Below are 1,729 nucleotides of genomic sequence, written 5' to 3' on the forward strand. Positions count from 1 at the left end.
GTTATATTTTTAGGAGAAGTATTTTGAATAAAGTAGTAATTTCATTAGCTCTAGCAACAAGTCTTTTGGGCGGTTGCTCGGATCAACCAGTCACTGCAAACATTGTGCAAAGTGTTACAGATTTCGATTACACAATGAATAGCAAGCAAGCTGTTTCAATTTCATTTGGCGAGTCTAAAGATAATTTTTGTTCAGCTACAATTTACCGCAGTTCAGTACAAGCTGGTTATTCAGTTACATCTAAACAAAAAAGTACAAAGGATATATCAATGGACTGTAATTGGGGCGGTAAATACTATGTCCAATCTTCTAAGCACCCAACTTCCGCAGTCTTAAATATTATTGATCTAGATTCTGAATCAGGTTCTGTTCAAATAGGTGTTTCTGTGCATTTGGTTAATCCATCTAGTGATAGTTATTTCACTCTAAAAAATATAATTTTAAATCTGAATAAAGAGCAAGTTAGCAATTTAGTAAAGAAAATATAACAAGTTAATCAACTGGACGTATTACGGTTGTCGCGGTTTTTGCTAAAACAAAAAAACGGCAAAAACAACGCCAACCTACACGCCAGTTATTAAGGCGTTATGTTTTTAAACTCAACTAAGGAGATATCTATGAGTTTTTGGAAAAAGGCAGGTGAACTTGCCATGAAAGCAGGAAGTGCTATTGCTGATGAGGCAAAAGAAGCAGGGGAAAGGAATAAGGAATATAAAGCAGAAATGCCTAATAAATCAGATTCTGATCTTGCACGAATAGTAAACAATGAACGAAGTCGTTCGCCTTTAAAAGCATCTGCGGCATTTAAAGAATTAAAATCTCGGGGTTTTTCGCCTGAAGATATCAAAGGTATGTAAGGATTACTATGAAATTAAAATGTAAAAAATGTGGTAAAAAAGAAGCCGAGCTTATGTCAAAAGCCGAAATTAAAACAGCTAACTTTTTACCGCCTACAGTTATAGATAAGATTCTAAGTATGTTCTTAGATATGGTTGAACAAAAATATATTGTCTGCAAATCTTGCGGACACTATGAGGATCAATAAAAACATAACAAGAACTTAAAACGGAACAAAAACAGTTGGTTAGGTTCCGCTTCGCTACACATTATAACCAACTATTTTTGTCCGCTTAAGTGGGCGTTATATTTTTAGGAGAAGTATTTTGAATAAAGTAGTAATTTCATTAGCTCTAGCAACAAGTCTTTTGGGCGGTTGCTCGGATCAACCAGTCACTGCAAACATTGTGCAAAGTGTTACAGATTTCGATTACACAATGAATAGCAAGCAAGCTGTTTCAATTTCATTTGGCGAGTCTAAAGATAATTTTTGTTCAGCTACAATTTACCGCAGTTCAGTACAAGCTGGTTATTCAGTTACATCTAAACAAAAAAGTACAAAGGATATATCAATGGACTGTAATTGGGGCGGTAAATACTATGTCCAATCTTCTAAGCACCCAACTTCCGCAGTCTTAAATATTATTGATCTAGATTCTGAATCAGGTTCTGTTCAAATAGGTGTTTCTGTGCATTTGGTTAATCCATCTAGTGATAGTTATTTCACTCTAAAAAATATAATTTTAAATCTGAATAAAGAGCAAGTTAGCAATTTAGTAAAGAAAATATAACAAGTTAATCAACTGGACGTATTACGGTTGTCGCGGTTTTTGCTAAAACAAAAAAACGGCAAAAACAACGCCAACCTACACGCCAGTTATTAAGGCGTTAT

At 34.5% G+C, this 1,729-nt stretch carries 4 protein-coding genes; all 4 read left to right on the forward strand.

Annotated elements, in window-relative coordinates; translation table 11 throughout:
- The coding region (locus tag L647_RS01000000124460; protein WP_033024456.1) for a hypothetical protein at nt 1-488 on the forward strand (488 nt) is incomplete at its 5' end.
- A 129-nt stretch (nt 489-617) separates the two neighbouring features.
- Nucleotides 618-857: a hypothetical protein gene (locus tag L647_RS0116795; RefSeq protein WP_024612082.1), complete on the forward strand. Its 240-nt coding sequence runs from the start codon at nt 618-620 to the stop codon at nt 855-857.
- Between the two features lie 8 nt (nt 858-865).
- On the forward strand, nt 866-1,045 hold the full coding sequence (locus L647_RS0116800; protein ID WP_024612083.1) for a hypothetical protein: 180 nt from the start codon (nt 866-868) through the stop codon (nt 1,043-1,045).
- A gap of 118 nt (nt 1,046-1,163) precedes the next feature.
- Entirely contained in the window at nt 1,164-1,628 is a 465-nt protein-coding gene (locus tag L647_RS0116805) for a hypothetical protein (protein WP_024609721.1), read from the forward strand.
- Nucleotides 1,629-1,729 lie beyond the last annotated feature (101 nt).

It is taken from the genome of Pseudoalteromonas sp. TB64 (assembly GCF_000498095.1).
GTDB lineage: Bacteria > Pseudomonadota > Gammaproteobacteria > Enterobacterales > Alteromonadaceae > Pseudoalteromonas.

Coding starts and splice junctions, on each gene's coding strand:
- L647_RS0116795 (WP_024612082.1), top strand. CDS start 618: ATGAGTTTTTGGAAAAAGGCAGGTGAACTTGCCATGAAAGCAGGAAGT.
- L647_RS0116800 (WP_024612083.1), top strand. CDS start 866: ATGAAATTAAAATGTAAAAAATGTGGTAAAAAAGAAGCCGAGCTTATG.